Source organism: Providencia sp. M-27 (assembly GCF_011077905.1).
Lineage (GTDB): Bacteria > Pseudomonadota > Gammaproteobacteria > Enterobacterales > Enterobacteriaceae > Providencia > Providencia huaxiensis.
Genome location: NZ_JAALBT010000003.1, coordinates 11,757 through 30,554, shown reverse-complemented (window position 1 = coordinate 30,554; position 18,798 = coordinate 11,757). Strand labels below are relative to the sequence as shown.

The following is an 18,798-nucleotide window of genomic DNA, read 5'->3' as shown; positions in this document are numbered from 1 at the left end:
TCATGAATAATTTAGGATTAAAAATCGGCATTCCGTTACTTTTATATTCACAATTTGGTGTTGCAGAATTTAGGGCTGAATTTACTAACCAACTTGTTAATTCGAATAAAACACTTTATGTCTCACGCACATTACCGGTAGGTAGTTTTATTGGTTCAGTTGATTTAGGTACTCATTCACCTTGGGTGTGGTGGAATGTAACTGGTAATACAGAAGTTGGCATCTATTTACCAAGCGGATATGGGAATTCAAGGTATATTTCTGGTGTAGGTTATGTGAGAGAAGTTAATAGCTCAGGTGTGGGTTATGCTTTACATGGTACAGTATTGAGTCCTTGCTCTGGTTCTGCGTATGTTGATGGAGTAAATACGAAAGATGGAAATATTAGTAATAGGTTAATTTGTGGTTCTAGTGCATCATCAGCAACATATACTGTAAAGTTAAGAGCAGATTTTTATAAAGTTGGTAACAATGTTAAAAGCCAAACTTTACCAACAACTAATGCTGCAATGTTAATTTTATTCCATAATGGTTTTATTACGTCAGATTTATATGGAAGAGTCGAACCCAAAGTAAATATGGGGCCAATTAATGTTATTTCGAGTGGTTGTGAAGTTAAAAATAAGTCAATAGATGTGCCGTTCGGTAAAGTCAGCAAATCATCGTTTACAGGTGTTGGTTCAACGAGCTCCGAGAGTAAGAAAAACTTTCAAATTCAATTAGATTGTGACCCTATATCGCCTATAAAAATTACATTTATTGGAACTCAAGATGCAAGCCAAACACCAGGGGCAATTGCACTCAATAATTTAGCCGATGAAAATACAGCGAAGGGCTATGCAATCCAAGTGAAATATAAAGGAGCACCAATTAAGCTTAATCAGTTAATGCCTATCGTTGAACAAAATAACGTAGGGCAATATAACATTCCATTGGAAGCTGCTTATATCCAAACTCAATCTACAACAACAGCAGGGAAAGCAAACGGTACGCTACAATTTAATTTGCAATATCACTAAGTTCTATTTGCTCTGCACGTAACAAGAAGTGAACTGCAGAGCTTTACTGTCTTGCATTACTTCTTATTTAGCCATCATTTTGTACTTTATCTTAATTCATCACTAACCTGAAGTAAGTTATAGTTAGTTTTTATTGATGCATAAATTGAGGAAGACTATGGCATTTGATCGTATGGATTGGCACTACGGTGGTGATTATCCTTCAGAGTTACCTACTGAGGATGGAGGCACCCATATTGGCTTTTATTTGACATGGATTATTCATAATAATTTAGTCGGAGAATTTCATGTTGAAGAATCAGAGGAAGAGCTCGCATTAGTCAAAGCTCGAAAGCTTGATGGCCGTGAATTTTTGATGACAATGTGTGATGAAAAATTTATAGATGAAGATTTAAGTGATGAAGGTAACGCTTTTACTCAGTTCTATTATGCAGCAGAAGAGAAAGGCTACTTTGAAGATTATGAACGTGTTCTTAAAGGTAATTTACCGACAACTTACCATATAGAAAACTCATGGGAAAATTACGATAAAATTGCACCTGTAATTAGCGAAGCATATATCAAATGGAAACAGGCTCAAGATTAGATAGAGCATCAATATAAAAGAAAGCCCCCACCCATTAGGTGAGGGCTAAAAGATTATTCGACTTCTAGAATACGACAAGTGTTCGTACTACCGACAGTACCCATTAAGTCACCTTGGGTGACAAGAACCACGTCGCCACTCATTAAATAGCCGTTATCACGCAAACGCGTCACTGCCTCGTTCGCAGCCGCAATGCCATCTGTGTGGGTGCTACAGAAAACGGGAGTAACACCACGATAGAGAGAACACTGATTAAGCGTTTTTTCATGGCGAGACATTGCAAAAATCGGTAAGCCAGAGCTGATCCGAGACATCATACGAGCAGTACGACCAGACTCAGTCATTGCAATGATAGCTTTAACCCCTTTAAGGTGGTTAGCTGCATACATTGTTGACATGGCAATCGCTTCTTCTGGGCTACTAAACTCTGCCTCTAAACGGTGTTTAGATACATTCAGGCCAGGCATTTTTTCTGCACCAAAACAAACTTGTGCCATTGCAGCGACAGTTTCTGCTGGGTACTGGCCTGCAGCTGTTTCAGCAGAAAGCATAACGGCATCAGTACCATCCAACACCGCATTCGCAACGTCCATAACTTCAGCTCGCGTTGGCATTGGGTTAGTGATCATGGATTCCATCATTTGTGTTGCAGTTATAACAACACGATTTAATTGGCGAGAACGGCGGATCAATTTTTTCTGGACAGCGACTAATTCTGGGTCGCCAATTTCCACACCGAGGTCACCACGAGCAACCATAACGACATCAGAAGCGAGGATAACTTCGTCCATGACTTCATCATTGGCTACGGCTTCTGCTCGTTCTACTTTAGCAACAATTTGGCATTCACAGCCTGCATCGCGAGCCAAGCGGCGTGCATAATCTAAATCTTCACCTGAACGAGGGAATGAAACGGCTAAATAATCAACATTAATTTTTGCTGCGGTTTTTATATCTTCTTTGTCTTTATCTGTTAATGCCTCAGCAGAAAGGCCGCCACCGAGTTTATTAATACCTTTATTGTTAGATAATTGGCCACCAACAGTAACTTCTGTAAATACTTGTAACCCTTTGACTTCGATGACTTTTAATTGAACTCGCCCATCATCAAGAAGTAAAATATCGCCTGGAACCACATCAGCAGGTAAACCTTTATAGTCGATGCCCACTTTATCTTGGCAGCCTTCACCTTTGCCTAAGTTGGCATCAAGAATGAATTTATCACCAATATTTAGGAAAACTTTACCATCTTTAAACGTGGAAACACGAATTTTAGGACCTTGTAAATCGCCGAGGATCGCAACATGACGACCTAAACGAGCGGCAATTTCACGTACTTTATTAGCACGTAATTGATGGTCTTCTGGAGTTCCGTGGGAGAAGTTAAGGCGAACAACGTTGGCACCAGCATTGATAATTTTTTCAAGATTATTATCGCGATCGGTTGCTGGACCAAGAGTTGTAACAATTTTAGTTCTTCTAAGCCGTCTAGACATGTATTACTCCGTTGACCTGTAATGGTGTTGATAAAAGAGTGAAACCATTTCACTCCATTTCGAAACCTGTTTACTGCAAATAGGGATGCTGACACGAGCACAGCTATTATATACAGCCAATTTCTTAATGCTATCAGGTCTGTAAAACTATTAAAGCCCGAAAGCAAAGAAAAGCATTTATACTGTCAATTTATTGCCTTTAGATGCTATCAAACCGCGAATCACGTAATGCTTCTTTGACGCGCTTCAAGTTATCTCTAAATTTTTCACCTCTTCTTAACGTAAAGCCCGTAGTTAATACATCAATTACAGCGAGCTGAGCCATTCTTGATACCATTGGCATATAGATATCCGTATCTTCAGGAACATCAATAATAATAGATAAGGAAGCGGCTAGAGAGAGTGGTGAGCTTTCTGAGGTAATTGCGATGACTGTAGCGTCGTTTTCTCGAGCTAAACGTGCCATGTCAACTAATGCTTTGGTTCTTCCCGTATGGGAAATGAGCACAATAACGTCTCCTTCAGTACTATTGATACAGCTCATACGTTGCATGACAATATCATCGAAGTATATGACAGGAATATTAAAGCGAAAAAATTTATTCATTGCGTCATGAGCCACAGCGGCTGAAGCACCAAAGCCAAAAAAACTGATTTTTCGAGCTTGAGTTAATAAATCGACAGCACGGTTAATTACCCCGATGTCTAGTGTGTGTTTTACATTATCTAACCCAGCCATAGCAGATTCAAAAATCTTGTAGGTATAGGTATTTACTGTATCCGTTTCTTCTATATGGCGGTTTATGTAAGGAGTACCATTGGCTAAATTTTGTGCTAATCGTAATTTGAAATCAGGGAATCCTTTCGTGTCCATTTTTCGACAAAATCGGTTTACTGTTGGTTCACTAACATCGGCCAATTGCGCTAGTGTGGCGATGCTAAGATGAATGGCATTTTGTGGCATACTTAGAATGACTTCAGCCACCTTTTTTTCTGATTTACTTAAAAAATCGAGACTAGTCTTCATTTGTTCTAAAATATTCATATAGCAAAAGCGCCTATTTCATCGAAAGGAGAAATTTTTGAGTCATCACGTTATCCTATTGTTGATTTTAAATTTCTTACTGTGATGCTGTAATAAAGAGTGAAAATATACTATGTATGATAGGTAAGCTATCTGAATACAGGTGATAAATAGCAGCTTTTTGTGAAACTTTGACCCGTATCTAATTTTCAGATTAGTAAACAACCTACTTATTTTGTTATTTTTTTACGAAAGCTGTCTCCATTCAGTTAAATCGCATCTTTTTAATACACTAAAAATTATTCAGTGTGTAACATAAGATTGAACAGGCAATATGTTGTTTTTTTCATCATAAAAACTGTGATCGGTATCATGAACATTTACTGGGCACTAGCAACAGGGTACATTAGCGGAATTAGGGCTAATTTTAACAAAATTACAATAAGGCCTATCCTAGTTAGGTCTTACATTCCGCAAATTGAGGAGAACCAATATGGCGGTACATAATGCTGCTCAAGCTTGTGACTTAATTATTTTTGGCACCAAGGGAGACCTCGCTCGTCGTAAGCTGCTGCCATCGCTTTATCAATTAGAGAAAGCAGGTTACATTCATCCTGATACGCGCATTATTGGCGTCGGCCGTGCTGAATGGAGTCAAGATGATTATGTTCACTTTGTCAAAGAAGCGTTAGAGAAGTTCTTAAAAGAAGATCTCGATTCAGCCTTATGGGAAAAACTGAGCGCGCGCTTGGATTTTTGTAACTTAGACGTTAATCAGACTGAAAGTTTTGTGCGCTTAGCTGAAATGTTAAAACAAGATGCACAACCTGCCATCCATTACTTTGCAATGCCACCGAGTACTTTTGGTGCAATGTGTCAGGGCTTGGGCCATGCTAAATTAAATAAAAAGCCAAATCGTGTTGTCATGGAAAAACCACTGGGAACGGATTTAGCATCGTCACAAGAAATAAATAATGAAGTGGCTAAGTATTTTGATGAAAGCCAAGTCTATCGTATTGACCACTATCTTGGTAAAGAAACCGTTTTAAACTTACTCGCATTGCGTTTTGCAAACTCGTTATTTATCAATAACTGGGATAACCGCACTATCGATCATGTCCAAATCACGGTTGCAGAAGAAGTGGGAATCGAAGGTCGCTGGGGGTATTTCGACCAAGCTGGCCAAATGCGTGATATGGTACAAAACCACTTATTGCAAATCTTAACGATGATTGCCATGTCGCCACCGGCAGACTTAACCACTGACCGTATTCGTGATGAAAAAGTGAAAGTCTTGCGTTCTTTACGTCGTATTGATCATACCAATGTGCGTGAAAAGGCTGTACGTGGGCAATATACCTCTGGTTTTGTTCAAGGCAAAAAAGTTCCTGGATATTTAGAAGAAGAGGGTGCGAATAAGCAAAGTATGACTGAGTCATTCGTTGCTTTACGTGTTGATATTGATGATTGGCGTTGGGCAGGTGTACCTTTCTATTTGCGTACGGGGAAACGCCTACCTGCTAAATGTTCAGAAGTTGTGGTTTATTTTAAAAAACCCGCGCTGAATATTTTCTCTGAAAGTTATCAAGACCTGCCTCAGAATAAATTAACTATTCGTTTGCAGCCTGATGAAGGGATTGATATTGAAATTATGAATAAGGCACCAGGCCTTGATCATAAACACCGTTTACAAACCACTAAACTGGATTTAAGTTTCTCTGAAACTTTCAACCAGACTCATCTTGCAGATGCTTATGAGCGTTTATTACTTGAAGCCATGCGTGGCATTCAAGCATTGTTTGTTCGCCGTGATGAAGTAGAAGAAGCATGGAAATTTGTTGATTCTATTATCGATGCATGGGCAATGGACAATGAAGCGCCTAAACCATATCAAGCAGGGACTTGGGGGCCTATTGCATCTGTAGCAATGATCGCACGTGATGGCCGTTCATGGAATGAGTTTGAATAATATTATCAACACATGAAATATTAGCTAGCGTATTGATTTAAATGGCGGGATGACCCGCCATTTTTCTATGTTTACGATATTTTTATCTTTATTACATAGGGAACTAAAGGATTAGTTCACTACGTCCTGTCGCTGCCATATGAATAATCGCTTGTTCGATGCGTAAACATGCCATTTTAGCGGCATCAGGAACGGATAGCCCTGCTAATAACTGGGCGGTGAGTTCTGCACCAAATAAATCCCCCGTTCCTTTTGGTGTGACAGGGTAACGTTTATGACGGATCACGGCTACGTTATCTTTGGTAACACAAACCACTTCAATATTATCGTCATCTGGCTGGAAAGCACTTGTGATGATTACCCACTGTGTATTTCCCTTTAATAAGCTACGGGCTGCGGTTGTCGCATCATCCAAGTTATTGACTTGTTTACCACTTAAGGTCATGAGTTCGAATTTGTTTGGAATAATTCCTGTAGCTAAAGGTATGACTTTATCGCGGTATACCTCGGCAATTTCGGGTGGAATATAAAAACCACTATCTTCATCACCCATGACTGGGTCGACAATAACCGGTAGCGCTGTTCGTTCTTTACGGACTAAGGTTAGCCAGTTAGCTAAGTCTTGGGCTTTTTCTGGGGAGCCTAGATAGCCTGTCAAAATAGCTCTCACTGAATTTAAGCTACCACGCTCAACAAAACCGTTTAAATAACCACGAAACCACTCACCAGGTAACTCACCACCATAGCAAGTTGTATAATGAGGCGTATTACTGAGTACTACAGTCGGTACTGCCGCAACACGTAAACCTTGTTTTGTCAGGGCTGGAACGGCAATGCTATTTCCAACACTGCCATAAATAACTTGTGACTGAATTGAAACAACATCATAAGGTAATGGTGTTGCATCAGCAGAATTTTGGAAACTATTAGAGGTAAGGCTAAAGGCGTTCATGGCTCTCTCTTCGGCATATTACAATCATATAGCTACTATAAGAAGCTTGTTCAATCAGGTTGTCAATGCTAAAAATCGAATAGATTATTTAAGGCGTGATGAGAGTACAAAAAGTGGGAAAAAGCATTTTTTTTAAAAAGTAATTCCACTGGAAAATTTATCATTGTCGCTTGTTTATTCGTGTAACATCCGACATATCAAGGGTTAATTAGCATATTAATGAATAGTTATGCATATTTCTATTCAATATAAAAAATGTTTATATTCATTGACTTAATAAAATTGGCATGCTAAAAATAAGCTGAAATTAACTATCAACATGAGGGTTCGGAGTAAATTGGGTAGATGTCTACCTGATGAAAAGAATAAGATATCATGCTTAGCTCAACTAGCGGCAAGATCAGCAAGTCCCAAAAAAGAACGACACACAGGCTTTTCCTTTCAGCTATCCTTTCCAGTGAACACTACTGGTGTGGTGCATTATAGCGTCTCTCTCGATTATTCATTTCGCTGAATAAACTCAGCAATACGTTGTTATTTATTTGAATTTTCAACAACTACGCAATAGTAATTTGTATTTTTTATCTGTACAAAAAATAGACTATTACGTGGCTGTATATAGAGAGATATTATAATGATTTACTGGATATTTTTAGTATTAGCTATCATAACCGAAGTTATCGGTACCCTATCAATGAAACATGCGAGTGTAAGTGGTGATTTCACTGGTATGGTGGTGATGTATGTCATGATAGCAACATCGTACATTTTACTTGCTGTTGCAGTTAAAAAAGTGGCATTAGGTGTCGCCTATGCACTATGGGAAGGTATCGGTATCCTTTTTATCACAACATTTAGTGTCATGTGGTTTGGAGAAACGCTATCGCCAATGAAAATCGGTGGGTTAGTATTACTGATCACCGGTATTGGGCTGATTAAATCAGGCACCAAAAAAGCCACTGTTCGTCAATCTGCACAGAAAGTAAAACAAGTTACACAAAACGCAGTCAATGCAGCCAAAACAAATGCTTTAGTTGGGCGCGAAGCTAAGTCGGAGGCGTAATATGGCCAGTCATTTTGAATGGTGGCATGCTGCGTTTTTGATCCTAGCAGTCATATTAGAAATCGCAGCCAACATTTTGTTAAAAATGTCGAATGGATTTAAACGGTACTGGATAGGCATTCTTTCTCTCATTGCGGTACTCGGAGCCTTCAGTGCATTAGCGCAAGCAGTAAAAGGTATCGAGCTTTCAATTGCCTATGCATTATGGGGGGCATTCGGGATTATCGCGACAGTAGCAGCAGGTTGGATACTTTTCAATCAACGGCTAAATTATAAAGGCTGGGGGGGAATTGTGTTATTGCTACTAGGTATGGTTCTCATCAAGATGTCGTAATGCTCGTCATATTTTGCACTGTCGCGTTGTTGGCTGCATTCGTTAACCCTAGTCACATACTTATGTATGCTCCAAGGGATTAACTCACTTGCCGCCTAGCGACACTGCAAACTATTTAGAGCATGAATGGGAAGCCTATTTTGCACTGTCGCGTTGTTGGCTGCATTCGTTAACCCTAGTCACATACTTATGTAATTGGTTATATTCTCAAATTATAGCTATTCAAAATAAAATGGGCGCTCATAATTGGCGCCCATTTTAATTAAGTTAAAATTTGCCTAATCAATCAATTGCAGCAACAATCTTAATTTCGACTTTATATTCAGGCTTCATCAGTAATGCTTGGACAGTACAACGGACAGGCGCACTTCCAGCAACAACCCATGCATCCCATGCTTGGTTCATACCTGCAAAATCGGCTTTATCAGCGAGAAAAATAGTCGCATCAAGGATTTTACTTTTGTCTGAGCCAACACGCTCAAGCATGACATCAATCGCTGCAAGCGTGTTTGCTGTTTGGGCAACAATGTCAGCATCAAGGTTTTCAGGAACACTGGTGTAGTAAATTACATCATTGTGAATAACAGCTTCCGACCAACGATTATCTGGGTCAATGCGTTTGATAGTCATAATTATTCCTTATTATACATGTAGCTCAAGAATAACAGTTTGTAGGTAGGATGAAAATCAGTTGTTCAACGAAACAATAATTACCTCAGCAGGGTTAATAAACTCATGGTAAAGTGTGAGCCCTCATTATTACTCATAAATAGGTCTTGTAGTGCACGACGATTTTTCTGCGGATGGCTTTTTAGCCAGAACAATTCCCGGTTTTCAGCCTCGAGAAGCACAAGTTACTATGTCAAACGCAGTAACCGAGTCGATTGAGCAGCAGCATGTGCTAGTGGCGGAAGCTGGTACTGGAACAGGAAAAACTTATGCGTATTTAGTTCCTGCATTGCGTAGCGGAAAAAAAGTTATTGTTTCAACGGGCTCAAAGGCCTTACAAGATCAACTGTATCACCGGGACTTACCAACAATTATTGAGGCCATGAATTACACTGGGCGCACAGCCTTGTTAAAAGGGCGTTCGAATTATTTATGTCTAGAGCGATTAGACCAACAATCCCTCGGGGGTGGTAGTCTTGAGCCTGAGATATTGTCAGCGGTTGTGAGGCTACGCAGTTGGTCCATCGAATCTGAGCTAGGAGATACAAGTACTTGCCATGATATCGCTGAAGATAGCCCAGTTTGGCCATTGGTAACCAGCACTAATGATAATTGCCTTGGCAGTGATTGCCCGCGTTATCAGGACTGTTTTGTTTTAAAAGCACGACGCAAAGCATTAGAAGCCGATATTGTTGTTGTGAATCACCACTTATTTATGGCTGATAGAGTGGTGAAAGACACAGGTTTTGGTGAGCTAATCCCCCAAGCAGAAGTCATGATTTTTGATGAAGCGCACCAAATTCCTGATATAGCCAGCCAATATTTTGGCCAGCAACTTAGTAGTCGCCAATTGCTGGATCTGGCGCGCGATATGATTATGACCTATCGAACAGAGCTAAAAGACCAAGTGCAGCTACAAAAAAGTGCAGATAGACTCACGCAAAGCACGTTAGACTTTCGGCTCAATTTGGGTGAAAACAGTTTTCGTGGCAATTTACGTGATTTACTGAAACGTCCTGAAGTACAACGGGCGTTGACGCTCCTTGATGATTCCCTTGAACTTTGTTACGAAGTGATTAAAACCACTTTAGGCCGCTCACAGAGCTTAGACTCTATTTTTGAGCGCGTCACAATATACCGAAATCGTTTAAACCGTTTAAAAGATGTGACAATTGCGGGTTACAGCTATTGGTTTGAAAGTTATGGTCGCCATTTTTTATTGGCACTAACACCCTTAACGGTTGCAGATAAATTCAGTGAAATGATTGCAAGTACGCCGGCCAGTTGGGTATTTACATCAGCGACGTTGTCAGTAAATGAGAAACTAAGTCACTTCACTGACCGTTTAGGTTTAGTTACTGCAAAAACGTTATTATTAGCCAGTCCATTTGATTATCAAAGCCAAACTTTATTATGCGTTCCTCGCTTTTTACCAGAACCCAATCAACGAGGTTTAGCACAAAAATTGGCAACAATGCTACGACCTATGATTGAAAAAAATCAGGGGCGCTGCTTCTTTTTATGTACCTCACATCTGATGATGCGCGAATTGGCGGAAGAATTTAAATCTTCATTGACATTACCGGTCTTAATGCAGGGGGAAAGTAGTAAAAATAAACTATTGTCTCAGTTCATTTCAGCGGGGAATGCCGTGTTAGTCGCGACGAGTAGTTTCTGGGAAGGGGTTGATGTGCGAGGGGATGAACTCACTTGTGTCATTATTGATAAACTCCCATTTACGGCACCGGATGACCCGTTATTAAGAGCCCGCATCGAAGATTGTGAATTACGGGGGGGAGATCCATTCTCGGATGTTCAATTACCCGATGCCGTTATTACTTTAAAACAAGGTGTGGGCCGGTTAATTCGTGATACCAGTGACTATGGTGTCATCGTCATTTGTGATAACCGTTTAGTGACTCGCCCTTATGGTGAGGTTTTTTTACGTAGCCTTCCGCCATCACCACGGACAAGAAGTATACAAAAAGCAATTGCATTTCTTGAAGAAAAAAGGCAAGAAGCAGATAGAGCAAGCTAAATCCTATCTTGTTTTTCTGCTATTCCTACAGCCGTTTGTGCTAATATAAACGGCATCTTTTAATCAAAAACTATTAATTTGCCGGAGTTTAGGCATGTCGAGTCGTATTCTTGCTGTTGATACAGCAACAGAAGCCTGTTCAGTCGCGCTTTGGTGTGATGGTGACATTATTTCGCGTTTTGCTATTTCTCCTCGCGAGCACACGCAAAAAATTTTACCAATGGTTGAGGACGTTCTTGCAGAAGCAGGAATGGGGTTGAGCCAGTTAGATGCATTGGCTTTTGGGCGTGGTCCTGGCAGTTTCACGGGTGTTCGTATTGGTGTTGGGATCGCACAAGGGCTAGCATTAGGGGCTAATTTGCCTATGATCGGCATTTCCTCTTTAATGACACTTGCAGAAGGCGCCTTTCGTATTGAGGGCCATGAACAGGTATTAGTGGCTATAGATGCACGGATGTCAGAAATCTATTGTGCCCAATATCAGCGAACAGCTGAAGGTCGATGGCTAGGTGAAGACACTGAAGCCGTTTTACTTCCCGATGATTTTGAAAGTAAATTTGCCAAACTTTCAGGGCGTTGGGGTTATGCAGGCACAGGGTGGGAAGCTTATCCTTCATTATTGAATGCATCAGCTACATTAGCTAACAGCCATATAACGCTGCCTGATGCGCAAGATATGTTACCCATTGCAGCTCAATTATGGCAACAGGGAAAAGTGGTTGCCGTTGAAAATGTCGAACCGATTTACTTACGTAATGAAGTTACATGGAAAAAATTGCCTGGTCGTGAATAAGATACAGGAAGTTAATTGATATCGAATTGGCTATATCTCGTGATATAGCCAATTTTTTTATATTAAACATAAAACCAATCAAATATTGATTATAAAAAATACAAATCGAATCATTTAATAATTTAGGGTATTATTAGGCAGTAATAGAACTATTATGGCGACTTTTAACATATCGTGTTTTTGTTTGCTAAATGCTATTTAAAACTGTATTACCTGAATTTATAATATAGCTAATCGGAGGTGGTCTATGAATATTGAATTAAACTGCCGTAATGCACTTAAAGGCCTTTTTGTTGCAAGCGTATTAGCACTAACAGGGTGTGTTTCTATACCAGCTTCAATTCAAGGTTCGGTTCAAAACCCAACAGATAACTTAACATCTGTACAAAATGCCCCTGAAATGTATATTGGTCAGGAGGCGCGTTTTGGTGGAAAAGTCCTTGCCGTTGAAAATGAAGCTGCAAGAACACGTTTAGAAATTGCGGTGATGGCATTAAATAAATATGATGCAGCGCCAGAACTTAATGCGCCTTCTATTGGGCGTATTTATGCTTATCTAAATGGCTTCCGTGAACCAAGTGATTTTACTAATCGTTATATCACTGTAGTGGGGAAAATCACGGGTGAGCAGCAAGGGAAAGTAGGGCAAGTTCCTTATAAGTACGTCACGTTAGATGTTACTGGTTTCCAACGCTGGAATGTTGCTCAAAGTGTTATGATCCCACCATCTGGCCCGTGGGGTTATGGTTATTACGGAGACCCATATTTTTATAATCACCCATGGGGTTATGGTTATGGATACGGTTACCCTGGGGGACCAGTACCCGTACAAACTTATTTAACAGAATAACACTCCCGTATCTGTTTAAAGGCCCTGCTTATAGCAGGGCCTTTTTGCTAGCACAAAAAAGAATATCCAAATAAGCGTTAATAGATAAAAGTACGCAATAGAAACATTAATTAAAATATAATTCCAATAAAAGTGACTTCGGTTAACGTAATAGGCTAAATCCCTTCTTAAGTGGCTAGATAACCACTCCAAAAATCACGTAACATCATGTATAATTGCGCAATCTTGTACAGATTTACATCTGTTTAACTAATTTAAGACAAACTAGGCGGCTTAGTCCGCCTAGTTTTTTCTTGAAGGAACAAAATTTATTTAGTGATAGACCTCTCAACCTTGACATTGTCTGTTTTTCAAACTGGTACGCTGAGTTAATAATTTGTTAAAAGAGATGTTGAGTATAATAACTTCACTAAATTCAGGAGTAACATTTTGGAAAAAATCTGGCTAAAAAATTACCCTGCTGATGTGCCGGAAGAAATCAATCCTGATAGCTTCGCTTCTCTAGCAGAGTTACTTGAAAATGCGGTCTCTCAATTTGCCGACCAACCTGCATTCATTAACATGGGCGCGGTGATGACTTATCGGAAACTTGAAGAGAGAAGCCGCGCTTTTGCTGCCTACTTACAAAATGGACTTGGCCTTAAAAAAGGGGATCGTGTCGCGTTAATGATGCCAAACCTATTACAATATCCGATAGCCTTGTTTGGGATATTACGTGCAGGTATGGTTGTCGTAAACGTTAACCCACTTTATACCCCAAGAGAATTAGAGCATCAATTAAATGATAGCGGTGCAACAGCAATTGTTATTGTGTCGAATTTTGCGCATACATTGGAAAAAATTGTTTTCAATACCAAAGTGAAACACGTCATTTTAACTCGGATGGGTGACCAGCTTTCACGCCCTAAAGCTACAATTGTTGATTTTGTCGTCAAATATGTAAAACGCTTAGTCCCTAAATATAATTTACCCGATGCGATCTCCTTTCGCCGTGCCATGCATTATGGCTATCGTATGCAATATATTAAACCTAATATTACTGGCGATGACTTGGCCTTTTTGCAATATACGGGTGGAACGACGGGGGTTGCTAAAGGAGCGATGTTAACTCATCGCAACATGCTAGCAAACATTGAGCAGGCAAGGGCAGCTTACGGGCCTGTATTGAAATTTGGCGCTGAATTTGTTGTCACTGCGTTACCGCTGTATCACGTTTTTGCATTGACAGTAAACTGCTTACTGTTTATCACTGTAGGGGGCGTTAACTTATTGATTACCAACCCTAGAGATGTGCCCGATACCGTAAAACAATTAGGACGTTATCCCATTACATCAATTACGGGGGTTAATACCTTATTTAATGCATGGCTGCACAATGAAGAGTTTAAAAAACTGGATTTTTCACGTTTACGCCTTTCAGTTGGCGGCGGCATGCCTGTTCAAAAAGCAGTTGCAGAAAAATGGCAAAAGCTCACAGGAAAACATTTACTCGAAGGATATGGTTTAACAGAATGTGCCCCACTAGTAACCGGTAATCCTTATAATTTAACCAGTTATAGTGGAAGTATTGGTTTACCTGTTCCGTCAACAGATGTTAAATTTCTTGATGATGAAGGCAATGAAGTTGCTATTGGTGAGCCAGGTGAAATGTGGGTAAAAGGTCCTCAAGTCATGAAAGGCTATTGGAACCGGCCTGATTCCACCGCTGATACGATAGTGGATGGTTGGTTAGCAACGGGGGATATCGCTGAAATAGATAGCGAAGGGTATATCCGCATTGTTGATCGTAAAAAAGATATGATTATCGTTTCGGGTTTTAACGTCTATCCTAATGAAATCGAGGATGTTATTTCTGCACATCCTGATGTTATAGAGTGTGCTGCAATTGGCGTACCAAGTGAAAGTACCGGCGAAGCGGTTAAAGTTTTCGTTGTAACGAAAAATGCGAATTTAACGGGTGATGAGCTAAAAACCTTTTGCCGTCGTTCATTAACCGCGTATAAAGTCCCTAAGATATTTGAATTTCGTGATGAATTACCAAAATCTAATGTGGGTAAAATTCTGCGTAAAGACCTACGTGATGAAGAAAAATTGCAAAGAGAAAAATCACAAGTATGATTGTGGTTTAGTCTTAAACTATGAATAGATGACGCCGGTTTTAGCCGGCGTCATTGTGATGAAAATAAAAAAAGAGAAACTTGTTTTGAATTATCGTTTAGTAACTACAGATAGCGAATTAGCCCAAGTATGCCAAGAGGCGAGTAATGCACCATGGCTCGCTTTGGATACCGAGTTTGTTCGTACCCGAACATATTACCCACAACTAGGTTTGCTACAACTATATGATGGAAAACAAGTTTCGTTAATTGATCCATTATTAATGACGGATTTTAGCCCGTTCAAAGCACTTCTGACGAACTCTGCGCAACTTAAATTTTTACATGCAGGGAGTGAAGACCTTGAAGTGTTCATGCATGATTTTGATTGTGTTCCTGAGCCGATGATCGATACACAAATTGTAGCGGCATTTTTAGGTTATCCAATTTCTTGTGGCTTTGCGTCATTGGTTGCTGAGCATTTAGGCATTGAACTAGATAAAAGTGAATCACGGACAGACTGGCTTGCGCGCCCACTGAGTGAAAAACAATGTGATTATGCTGCTGCTGATGTGCTGTATTTACTACCATTAGCTGAAATTCTGATGGAAAAAGTGACTGAAGCGGGCTATTTGGAAGATGCTAAAGATGAGTGCCAACGTGTTGTGGCCCGCCGGCAAAAAGCGTTAAAGCCTGAAAAAGCCTACATGAATATTCATAATGCATGGCAGCTACGTGATGAGCAGCTCGCCTGTTTGCAATTATTAGCCCAATGGCGTTTAAATCAAGCAAAAGCCCGCGATATGGCGGTTAATTTTGTGGTAAAAGAAGAGCACCTGTGGAAGGTCGCCCGTTATTTACCGGGTTCGCTCGGTGAACTCGATGCGCTTGGTTTAACGGGGCAAGAAATTCGTTGCCATGGTAAGCGCTTATTATCAATTGTCGAACAAGCTAAACAACTCGATGAGAGCCAATACCCAGCTCCTGTGTCGAATATTACTGAACAGAGCCAATACAAAAGCGTATTTAAAGAAATTAAAACAGTAGTCAAAGATATTGCTGAAAACGAAAAATTTAATGCAGAGCTATTGGCCTCTAGGCGGCAAATTAACCAATTACTGTCTATTCATTGGGGATTAAAGTCTTCGGCTACACCTCCTGAGCTGTTGGTGGGCTGGAGAGGGCGGTTACTTGCAGAACCCATCGCAAAGTTATTAGCGAACGTATAATGCATTCAGGTACAAGAAGAGTGCTTCTTGTACCTAATTTAAATACCTGAGTCTATTTATCTTTATCTTTATCTCCATTATTCATTCAATAAACTTATAAAAACATATATCTTATTTGTTTTTAAATATGTTTATTTGTTTTTTAATTAAAAACTGTAATTAGTCTTAAAAATCAAATCAATTATTAATGTAAAAAGTAATAAATAAAACCACTTATTTCAGGGTTTTTAATTAACCAATTAAAAAATAAAAAGTTATTTTATTTTAATGCTTTAATAATGAAAGGTTGAATTATATTTCTTACATTTGTAAATGAAAATTATTTTTATATACTGAATCTCGAGCATTAAAGGAAAGAGTAATCTTTTATTTAATGTGTTCCTTTAATAAACCAACCTAATTCAAACTTCTATTTAAGAGGGTGAATAAATGAAAAAATTATCACTAATTACAGTCGCAGTATCTTTCTCTATATTCTCTGTTGGTGTTATGGCAGAAACGGAATCAGCGCAAAGCTTAAGATACGATCTTGACCTAACAAATATTATTGTTGGTAAAACCCAATCAACCATGGGGCCACACGGTGGTAGTATTGGCGCACCGGGTATCGGTTCTCGTTTTATGAGAGATGGGAAAACAATTTCATTTTCAGGCTTAAAAAACTTAGTCACGCAAAAGCCAGACAATGTTTATGTTTTGGAAAGTGGCGGTAGCCCGCACGGCGGAATGGGTAAGTTCCAATTTAGTCAGGTTGCAGATGCTGAGGTATATTTCGGTGATTGGTCACAAACTGGGGAAGCCGATGACGCAATGCACACGGTTTATTTCTCCGGTGAAAATGCAACGACAGAAGTGCCAGCCAGTGGCCAAGCGACTTATACTATAGCGGGTATTAACCAGTTTGCAGGTGAAGTAAAACAGACGGGTTGGTTTAATGCTGATTTTACAGATAAATCATATACAGGTTTATTAGAAGGAACGGATAGCCACTCCATGGCGGGGGATATTAAAGAAGACGGTAAATTTAGCGGTACTGCCATTGCCAATGAAACACACCATGGTAACAGTATGGGGCAACTCTTTGGGGATAATGCAGAACAAGTGGCGGGTATTCTCTCTTATGAGAATAACCGTGAGTTAGACACGGCATTTGGTGGCCAGAAAGACGAATAATTACTGAACATATAATAAGCTAAAAAAAGTAGGCAAAAGTGATTTTGTCTACTTTTTTATTTTTGTCATTACAATGGTAGACTAATCATGTTAATTTTTAATAAAAAAACAGATTTAATATATTTGAGTTTATTATTATTTTTTTCTCTCCCTTCGGTATTGTCAGCTCAAGAGCTAAAAGGAGGAGTTATCGGTAATTTAAAAGATTATAGTAACGAAAAACTTCAATCAGAAATAAATAATGTTAAATATAGTGAAAAAAATATCGACGAACTTGGTTTTATTCTTTATGATCTCATTCAGAAAAAAGATTTCGATAAAATAAATGGAATTATTGGTAATTACGTTAACCACAAAGACCACGATAAAGAATTGGTTAAATACATTCATTCTGAGAAGGCAATGTTAAATAAGCAGTATGATTTAGCAATTAGCCTATATAATGAGATTTTGATTCACAAGCCTAATATGTTGTTGGTTGAGTTAAAATTTGCACAAGCACTAATCTATGTTAAACATTATGAATCAGCATTGTCAATATATCAAAATATAAAAACAAAATATAAAGGAAGAATATCAATTCGATTAACTGAATTTATTAAAAATAAAATAATAGATTTAGAAAATAAAAATCATTGGCAAGGTACAATTAAGCTAGGTTCAAGTTATGATTTTAATTTAAATGAAGCATCAAATAGCCGTGAGATGTACTGTTTTCGTCGTAAATGTATGAATAGTAGTAACCAGTCTATCGCTGGTGGAAAGTGGCATTATTATACTAAATTATCAAAGCGTTTTCCTCTAGTCGGAAACCACTCAACGGTACTCTCATTAGGTATAGTTGGGGTAGAGCCAATGAAAACAGTCGCGGTTAGAAAAACAAATATATATGTTACTGGGGAGTATCAATTTGATAACGCGAATACAACGTTCCATATACAGCCCACCCTTGAGGCTAAATGGCACGATAACCAATACTATAATTTAAGCCTAGGAGGAAAAATAGCGACAGAATACACGTTAAATCATCGGGTAACCTTGTTAGGTAATATTGAATATAAAAATAAAACTTACCCTTATAAGTATAGTTTTAATAACGGCGATAAATGGGTTTATTCAGTTACTGGTACCTATTTAATAAACCCTCGATTAATGGTTTTTGGCAGTTTTTATGGAGCCAACAGGAAAAAACAATACGATAGTGATAGCTATGTACAGTATGGGGTTAGAGCTGGTTTTTTAAAAGTAACCGAACTGTGTGACCTACTTATTGCAATAGGTTATAAGCAAACAAACTTTGAACGGTTTGATGCATTTTTGAATGTAAAAAGAAAAGATCATAATGGGTATTTAAATAGCCAATTAACGTTTGATAAAAATAAGATATTAACTTTTACGCCTTCTATTTATTTTAATAGCCAAGTGAATAAGAGCACGGCAGATATTATTTATTCTTTTAAGCAAAGTGAAGTCGGTGTCAATTTCACCAAGAAATTTTAATTTTCAC

Annotated in this window: 16 protein-coding genes; 12 read left to right on the top strand and 4 right to left on the bottom strand. The window is 39.0% G+C overall.

The window, feature by feature from the left end:
* Positions 1-2: 2 nt before the first annotated feature.
* Together G6Q48_RS06035 and G6Q48_RS06030 are read left to right on the top strand one after the other, a co-directional pair.
* Positions 3-1,019, top strand: coding sequence for a fimbrial protein (locus tag G6Q48_RS06035; protein ID WP_102140278.1), 1,017 nt, complete (start codon positions 3-5; stop codon positions 1,017-1,019).
* 157 nt (positions 1,020-1,176) lie between these two features.
* Positions 1,177-1,605: a DUF7832 domain-containing protein gene (locus G6Q48_RS06030; protein ID WP_166265059.1), complete on the top strand. Its 429-nt coding sequence runs from the start codon at positions 1,177-1,179 to the stop codon at positions 1,603-1,605.
* A gap of 53 nt (positions 1,606-1,658) precedes the next feature.
* Here the strand turns inward: G6Q48_RS06030 and pyk are convergent, their stop codons facing one another.
* Together pyk and G6Q48_RS06020 are read right to left on the bottom strand one after the other, a co-directional pair.
* A complete protein-coding gene (pyk, locus tag G6Q48_RS06025) occupies positions 1,659-3,101 on the bottom strand; it encodes a pyruvate kinase (RefSeq protein ID WP_102140280.1) in 1,443 nt (480 codons plus the stop codon).
* A 199-nt stretch (positions 3,102-3,300) separates the two neighbouring features.
* The gene (locus tag G6Q48_RS06020; protein ID WP_102140281.1) at positions 3,301-4,146 is read right to left on the bottom strand and encodes a MurR/RpiR family transcriptional regulator; all 846 of its coding nucleotides are present in this window, start codon (positions 4,144-4,146) and stop codon (positions 3,301-3,303) included.
* A 472-nt stretch (positions 4,147-4,618) separates the two neighbouring features.
* Between G6Q48_RS06020 and zwf the strand changes: the two genes are divergently transcribed.
* On the top strand, positions 4,619-6,094 hold the full coding sequence (gene zwf, locus G6Q48_RS06015) for a glucose-6-phosphate dehydrogenase (protein ID WP_102140282.1): 1,476 nt from the start codon (positions 4,619-4,621) through the stop codon (positions 6,092-6,094).
* A 103-nt stretch (positions 6,095-6,197) separates the two neighbouring features.
* Here zwf and pdxK read toward each other — a convergent pair whose 3' ends face one another.
* Positions 6,198-7,046 (bottom strand): pyridoxine/pyridoxal/pyridoxamine kinase, encoded by an 849-nt coding sequence (pdxK, locus tag G6Q48_RS06010; protein ID WP_166265056.1) that lies wholly within the window; start codon positions 7,044-7,046, stop codon positions 6,198-6,200.
* Positions 7,047-7,680: 634 nt separating this feature from the next.
* Between pdxK and mdtJ the strand changes: the two genes are divergently transcribed.
* Positions 7,681-8,109 (top strand): multidrug/spermidine efflux SMR transporter subunit MdtJ, encoded by a 429-nt coding sequence (mdtJ, locus tag G6Q48_RS06005; RefSeq protein WP_042843885.1) that lies wholly within the window; start codon positions 7,681-7,683, stop codon positions 8,107-8,109.
* A 1-nt stretch (position 8,110) separates the two neighbouring features.
* Complete coding sequence (gene mdtI, locus G6Q48_RS06000; RefSeq protein WP_004254980.1) at positions 8,111-8,443, top strand: multidrug/spermidine efflux SMR transporter subunit MdtI; 333 nt, start codon at positions 8,111-8,113, stop codon at positions 8,441-8,443.
* A 282-nt stretch (positions 8,444-8,725) separates the two neighbouring features.
* On the opposite strand, the gene G6Q48_RS05995 is transcribed toward mdtI, so the two are convergent.
* Positions 8,726-9,073 carry a RidA family protein gene (locus G6Q48_RS05995; protein ID WP_102140284.1) on the bottom strand — a complete coding sequence of 116 codons (348 nt, stop codon included), beginning with the start codon at positions 9,071-9,073 and terminating at the stop codon, positions 8,726-8,728.
* 151 nt (positions 9,074-9,224) lie between these two features.
* Here G6Q48_RS05995 and G6Q48_RS05990 point away from each other — a divergent pair, with 151 nt between their 5' ends.
* From G6Q48_RS05990 to G6Q48_RS05960, 7 genes are all read left to right on the top strand, one after another.
* Positions 9,225-11,150, top strand: a complete 1,926-nt coding sequence (locus tag G6Q48_RS05990; protein WP_102140285.1) for an ATP-dependent DNA helicase — start codon at positions 9,225-9,227, stop codon at positions 11,148-11,150.
* Between the two features lie 94 nt (positions 11,151-11,244).
* Entirely contained in the window at positions 11,245-11,943 is a 699-nt protein-coding gene (gene tsaB, locus G6Q48_RS05985; RefSeq protein ID WP_166265053.1) for a tRNA (adenosine(37)-N6)-threonylcarbamoyltransferase complex dimerization subunit type 1 TsaB, read from the top strand.
* A gap of 247 nt (positions 11,944-12,190) precedes the next feature.
* Positions 12,191-12,793, top strand: a complete 603-nt coding sequence (locus G6Q48_RS05980; RefSeq protein ID WP_102140665.1) for a Slp family lipoprotein — start codon at positions 12,191-12,193, stop codon at positions 12,791-12,793.
* A 429-nt stretch (positions 12,794-13,222) separates the two neighbouring features.
* On the top strand, positions 13,223-14,911 hold the full coding sequence (gene fadD, locus G6Q48_RS05975; RefSeq protein WP_166265050.1) for a long-chain-fatty-acid--CoA ligase FadD: 1,689 nt from the start codon (positions 13,223-13,225) through the stop codon (positions 14,909-14,911).
* Positions 14,912-14,996: 85 nt separating this feature from the next.
* Entirely contained in the window at positions 14,997-16,118 is a 1,122-nt protein-coding gene (gene rnd / locus G6Q48_RS05970; protein ID WP_166265404.1) for a ribonuclease D, read from the top strand.
* 429 nt (positions 16,119-16,547) lie between these two features.
* A complete protein-coding gene (locus tag G6Q48_RS05965; protein ID WP_102140663.1) occupies positions 16,548-17,291 on the top strand; it encodes a Slam-dependent surface lipoprotein in 744 nt (247 codons plus the stop codon).
* An 87-nt stretch (positions 17,292-17,378) separates the two neighbouring features.
* Positions 17,379-18,791 carry a surface lipoprotein assembly modifier gene (locus tag G6Q48_RS05960; protein WP_102140662.1) on the top strand — a complete coding sequence of 471 codons (1,413 nt, stop codon included), beginning with the start codon at positions 17,379-17,381 and terminating at the stop codon, positions 18,789-18,791.
* Positions 18,792-18,798 lie beyond the last annotated feature (7 nt).

Coding starts and splice junctions, on each gene's coding strand:
- pdxK (WP_166265056.1), bottom strand. CDS start 7,046: ATGAACGCCTTTAGCCTTACCTCTAATAGTTTCCAAAATTCTGCTGAT.
- zwf (WP_102140282.1), top strand. CDS start 4,619: ATGGCGGTACATAATGCTGCTCAAGCTTGTGACTTAATTATTTTTGGC.
- G6Q48_RS06035 (WP_102140278.1), top strand. CDS start 3: ATGAATAATTTAGGATTAAAAATCGGCATTCCGTTACTTTTATATTCA.
- pyk (WP_102140280.1), bottom strand. CDS start 3,101: ATGTCTAGACGGCTTAGAAGAACTAAAATTGTTACAACTCTTGGTCCA.
- G6Q48_RS05995 (WP_102140284.1), bottom strand. CDS start 9,073: ATGACTATCAAACGCATTGACCCAGATAATCGTTGGTCGGAAGCTGTT.
- G6Q48_RS05965 (WP_102140663.1), top strand. CDS start 16,548: ATGAAAAAATTATCACTAATTACAGTCGCAGTATCTTTCTCTATATTC.
- G6Q48_RS05980 (WP_102140665.1), top strand. CDS start 12,191: ATGAATATTGAATTAAACTGCCGTAATGCACTTAAAGGCCTTTTTGTT.
- mdtJ (WP_042843885.1), top strand. CDS start 7,681: ATGATTTACTGGATATTTTTAGTATTAGCTATCATAACCGAAGTTATC.
- G6Q48_RS05960 (WP_102140662.1), top strand. CDS start 17,379: ATGTTAATTTTTAATAAAAAAACAGATTTAATATATTTGAGTTTATTA.
- tsaB (WP_166265053.1), top strand. CDS start 11,245: ATGTCGAGTCGTATTCTTGCTGTTGATACAGCAACAGAAGCCTGTTCA.
- mdtI (WP_004254980.1), top strand. CDS start 8,111: ATGGCCAGTCATTTTGAATGGTGGCATGCTGCGTTTTTGATCCTAGCA.
- G6Q48_RS06020 (WP_102140281.1), bottom strand. CDS start 4,146: ATGAATATTTTAGAACAAATGAAGACTAGTCTCGATTTTTTAAGTAAA.
- G6Q48_RS06030 (WP_166265059.1), top strand. CDS start 1,177: ATGGCATTTGATCGTATGGATTGGCACTACGGTGGTGATTATCCTTCA.